Source organism: Psychromonas sp. SR45-3 (genome assembly GCF_014163575.1).
Classification (GTDB): Bacteria; Pseudomonadota; Gammaproteobacteria; order Enterobacterales; family Psychromonadaceae; genus Psychromonas; species Psychromonas arctica.
This window is the reverse complement of record NZ_JACJDP010000073.1, coordinates 1-4,890: the sequence shown is the minus strand read 5'-3', so window position 1 is coordinate 4,890 and position 4,890 is coordinate 1. Positions and strand designations below refer to the sequence as shown.

The following is a 4,890-nucleotide window of genomic DNA, read 5'->3' as shown; positions in this document are numbered from 1 at the left end:
ACAATTAAAAACAATAGCTTAAAATGTTATTGTTTTGTTAAAAATCACTCTCGTGATAAGGTTAACGTTTCAATAAAAATAAACAGTAAAGAAATAGCAGTTTCATAAAATAAACAATATTATCAATACACAGATAAAAATGAAAAATATTTTTCTTTTGCAGTTTTTTGTTTTAGCGCCTATTAATAGGTGTTATTTTTTCTCCTTTAAAAGAGGAAAAGAATAAATCTTACTCACGCTTTTTAAACCCCCTACAAGAGGCAAATTAAGTGTCTTTTGTGTCAAAAAATAGCACTCAGAGTAGGAATAAATTGAAAATAAGATCAACGTAAAGTCGAATTTTAAAATGACAGCACATTTACACTTTAAGGAAAACGGTATGTTTAATATTGCATTATTTGGAGTTGGAAGAATTGGCCGCATTCATGGACAGAATATCCATGACCATACACAAACTAACGTGTATTCAGTGATTGACCCGTATGTAGAGGGACGTGAAGAATTATCAGAAAAATATGACGCCAAAATTCAAACCACCGAAGAAGCAATGGCCGATCCCAATGTCGATGCTGTTTGTATTTGTTCTGCCACAGATACACACGTTAACCTTATTGAACTAGCTGCCCAACACGGCAAAGCGATTTTCTGTGAAAAACCAATCGACCTTGATTTAGCGAAGGTACGTGACTGCTTGAAAGTAGTAGAAGAAAATAATTCAATTTTGTTCATTGGTTTTAACCGTCGTTATGACGCGCATTTCAATGAATTAAAAGCACGTCTAAATGATAAAGCGATTGGTCAGGTTGAATCATTAATCATAACCTCGCGTGACCCAGCAGCGCCACCGGCAGAATACGCTAAGACATCGGGCGGCATGTACCGAGATATGACAATCCACGATTTTGATATGGTGCGTTATTTAATGAATGCAGAACCGACCAGTATCAAAGCTTACGGTAGCTGTATGGTTGATCCTGAAATAGGTAAAGCCGGTGATATAGACACATCAGTAATTGTTTTAACCTTTGAATCAGGCGCGATTGCAACCATCAATAATAGCCGACGTTCAGGTTATGGTTATGACCAAAGAATTGAAGTACATGGCAGTAACGGCATGTTATCCGCAGGCAATATCACTGAAAACTCAGTGAAACAATTTGGTAACCAAGGCGCAGTAGAAGCAAATCCAGAGTACTTCTTCTTACAACGTTACGCTGGTGCCTACAAAAATGAGTGGAACCACTTTGTAGATGTATTAGGTGGTGCAACGTCATTGTCACCAGGCATTGATGGTGAAAGAGCATTAGCATTAGCGGATGCAGCACTGGAATCATTACACTCAAATAAAACAGTGATGTTATGAGTAAGTCGTCACTGAGCAATCAATAACCAACGATCAATGATCAATGATCAATGATCAAAACAATGGTTAAAAAATCGCATTTAAGAAAATAAGCCAACATCGAGGTTATTTTCTTGTTGTAGCTATCAAAGAACTTGAGCTGAATTCAAGTTAATTAATTAGGTGAACCCATGAAATTTGCATTACACGGTATGTGCTCTTTACATAATAATATTGTGAGCGATATTCGCCTTGCAAAAGAAACGGGCTATCAAGGCTTAGAAATTCATACTGAGAAATTATGGCGCTATATTAATAGTGGTTTAAGCAGTGCCTCTCTTAAAGCGAAACTAGATAGTGCAGGTATTTTACCTTCAGCGATTGATATTATCGGTTGCGTTGAAGCGGCTGATAAAACAACGCAGCAAAGCGTATTTAAGCAAGTTGAAACCTTATGCCAGTTTGCTCATGAAATCGGTGCACCAACTATTCAATTAAATTCCTTTGAAGCGCTAAATGGCCTGTCAGTGGAAGATAATATAAAAATTACGGCACAAAATATTGCGCACATTGCCGATATTGGTAAAGAGCACAATATTCGTTTTCAATTTGAAGGTGCAGCTTGGACACCCATTGCCAAATTAGATGACTATCATCGTTTACATGATGCCGTTGGCCGCGATAACTTTGGTTTTGTATTAGATACGTGGCACCTTTGGTCATGCCGTGGCGCAACGTTAGAACAAGTCGCGAAAGTGGATAAAGAACTGATTTATAATATTCATATTTCTGATGGGTTACGACCTGCTGAAAACCAACCTTGGGTCGACGAAAAAGAACTACGCGGCTGCTTAATTGGTGAAGGAGAAATTCCACTACAAGAATGGATTGATGCCATCCAATCGACGGGTTATGACGGTTTCTATTCCGGTGAATTTTTAAATGATCAGCTATGGGAAGGTGACCATTACGAAACAGCTGAAAAAATGCTAGCGGGCATGAAAAAACTCGTCAAGTAAAGTGGCTAAATAACACTCTTAAAGCCCCCCCTTACCCTGTTGGCTTCATTGTCGTTTAAACGGCCTTGGAGCCTTTTTTTAAGGTCAAAAGCGGATTAACCACGAAGGGTTAATAATTTAACTTCAGATTATTTTAAGTCGTTATTAGTAAAGTATAAATATTGATTAAAGTTTGTGGGTGTCCAGCGCTTTTCTCACAATAAGCGGACTAAAATTGTTGGTTATAATGTGGAGCGAAGCGGAACCTCACCAACTATTTTAGTTCCGTTTAATTGCCTTGTTAGCTCGTTTCATCCGCCTGCATACTTGACATAAATGGTAATGTACCATCAACTTTTCCGATATAGTCATTGTAATCAATGAACTTGTAAAAAAAGTCAACGATGTCATTAACAGGCTGATCCCAATTCATTTTTATATGATTAATGAAAAATCCGAATTCCTCATCAAGGGAATCAAAATGGGTTTTGGGTCCATTATGAAACAAGTTTTCCATTGCCCCAAGTACTCTATGAAAATCTTTAACCACATGATGCTCAGCTTCAAATATTATATTTACTTTTGGAGCGCCATTATAATCATAAACATCAATGTAACATTCTTTGTTACTACCTTTATCAACGCCGATAGCAAAAACACAATAATCCGATTTATTGTGCCAAAATGTATCCGTTGTTAATTTATAACCTTTGTTACCTTCAACCTCACCAAAAATGCCAATATTTACGTCTTCTTTAGTGTTTTTTAATACTAAGCATAAATCTGAATTTCGAGTAACTTTGCTCATGTCAGGAGGTAATAACCCAACCTTTTTGGGAAAGATAGAATCAAACCTACCACTTAAATCATCACTAAGCTTTGAATCTACACCTGATACATAAAACCAGTATTTGTCTAAATCGCGAGAGAATGTTGCTCCAAATTCATAACTTAATTTACCTAACAATTCATCAACAATATAGTCACCAACTTTTTGATTTAAATAGTTCGCCATGAAATACTGAAATCCCCAATTTTGTACCCAACGTTTTAAAAAACAAAAAAAATTATTAGGTATATGACCGCGGTAATCAGAGAGACTCCAATTAGGATAATTTCTAAGCTTATTTGGTGAGTTTTCTAATGTATGATAATGAAGACATTCAAAAAATGAGCAAAAATGAGTAGCCCAGTAAGATTTGTGTCCAGTAATTATCGAACTCTTTAAATATGTACGCACATTTTCTCTTTATAATAATGATCGATTAAAACTTAAAATAGCAGACTGCAAATAGAGAGCTAACGCCCCAATAAGGGGCTAAAATTGTTGGCTAAAATAAGCGACGCAGGAGCAAAAGCCAACTGTTTTTAGTCCTGCTTAATTGGCTTGTTATGTTTTATGTTCGAAAATACTTTGATTAAACTTTTTACACCTTCAGAAGGATCTTCTCTAAAATCTGCATACATCAAATGCTTAATCTCATCGGGTAATGGAGTATCATCGAGCACCACAGGTAATATTTTTTTATCGAGCGACAATGCGTTTCTTAATTCTTTTTTTGCCCAATCAGAATCTAAACTATTATGCGAGTTTACGTAAATAATGTAATCACTAGCTTCAACGAGTGAGTTCAACTTTTTGTTTATATCATCACCAACCGTAAGCTCATGTTTATCTAGTAAGATTTCAACTTGGATACGATCCAGTTGAGAGCAGATTAAGTCTACTAATTTTGAATCTTGAAATGAATACGATATATAAACTTTAGGTGCATTAAATGCAGACCTGATTCCCGCATACAAATAAACAGCTAAAGCACCAACGCCTGCTCCAGCGATACTAATAGCGTATTTTAAGTATTCAATATTTCCTAATTGTGAAAGTAAAATTATCACTGATAATAATGTTGCTGCCAGTGGAATAATCACACCTGACAACCTGTAAATTTCTTTTAATAAAGGGTTTTTCATGGCAATTATATCCAATTAACTACAAATAGAAGAACAGATAAACCGAATGCATCAGGAACTATTATTCCCCAAAATACTTTTAACTTATCGTCACTTTCCCAGCCGAGTTTTCTTACTAAGGTAGATACGCCCCAAATCCCTACGATAAATGCCATTAGTATCCATGGGACAGCTGCAAGTTTTTCAACAATATCAGCAGGAGGGTTGCTCGGAGGTAAATCACCAGCAAGCTTTGCACTCCCCGTAATAAATATAAGTAACGCCGTAACAGCCAAATCTAAGCCAACAGCTGTATCTTCTTTTTTAAAGCCTGAGTGGCGATCATTCCTTGTGACATATTTAATAAAAATGGACAACCCAACCGTTATAAGTGGGACTCCAAACTGGAGAAAATATGGGGTTCCTAATAAATTCACATATAAATCCTTAATTTATAACTCAACACATGATGAAAACATAGACATAATGACTTCCCACTAAGGTGCTAGCCTCTACAGTGGGTTAGTTTTTCAACCAGAGCCATAATATATCTATCAACAATATAATGTGGAGGCTAGCATGAATAAACATAGCATACTT

At 36.2% G+C, this 4,890-nt stretch carries 5 protein-coding genes; 2 read left to right on the top strand and 3 right to left on the bottom strand.

What is annotated here, in order from left to right; genetic code table 11:
* Positions 1 to 379 precede the first annotated feature (379 nt).
* Together iolG and H5084_RS19035 are read left to right on the top strand one after the other, a co-directional pair.
* Positions 380 to 1,363 (top strand): inositol 2-dehydrogenase, encoded by a 984-nt coding sequence (gene iolG / locus H5084_RS19040; RefSeq protein WP_182692210.1) that lies wholly within the window; start codon positions 380 to 382, stop codon positions 1,361 to 1,363.
* 170 nt (positions 1,364 to 1,533) lie between these two features.
* Positions 1,534 to 2,361 carry a sugar phosphate isomerase/epimerase gene (locus H5084_RS19035; protein WP_182692209.1) on the top strand — a complete coding sequence of 276 codons (828 nt, stop codon included), beginning with the start codon at positions 1,534 to 1,536 and terminating at the stop codon, positions 2,359 to 2,361.
* A 280-nt stretch (positions 2,362 to 2,641) separates the two neighbouring features.
* Here the strand turns inward: H5084_RS19035 and H5084_RS19030 are convergent, their stop codons facing one another.
* The 3 genes from H5084_RS19030 to H5084_RS19020 form a co-directional block, all read right to left on the bottom strand.
* A complete protein-coding gene (locus H5084_RS19030; protein ID WP_182692208.1) occupies positions 2,642 to 3,580 on the bottom strand; it encodes a hypothetical protein in 939 nt (312 codons plus the stop codon).
* A gap of 128 nt (positions 3,581 to 3,708) precedes the next feature.
* Entirely contained in the window at positions 3,709 to 4,311 is a 603-nt protein-coding gene (locus H5084_RS19025) for a toll/interleukin-1 receptor domain-containing protein (protein ID WP_182692207.1), read from the bottom strand.
* A gap of 5 nt (positions 4,312 to 4,316) precedes the next feature.
* Positions 4,317 to 4,727: a hypothetical protein gene (locus H5084_RS19020; protein ID WP_182692206.1), complete on the bottom strand. Its 411-nt coding sequence runs from the start codon at positions 4,725 to 4,727 to the stop codon at positions 4,317 to 4,319.
* Positions 4,728 to 4,890: the final 163 nt, after the last annotated feature.

Coding starts and splice junctions, on each gene's coding strand:
- H5084_RS19025 (WP_182692207.1), bottom strand. CDS start 4,311: ATGAAAAACCCTTTATTAAAAGAAATTTACAGGTTGTCAGGTGTGATT.
- iolG (WP_182692210.1), top strand. CDS start 380: ATGTTTAATATTGCATTATTTGGAGTTGGAAGAATTGGCCGCATTCAT.
- H5084_RS19035 (WP_182692209.1), top strand. CDS start 1,534: ATGAAATTTGCATTACACGGTATGTGCTCTTTACATAATAATATTGTG.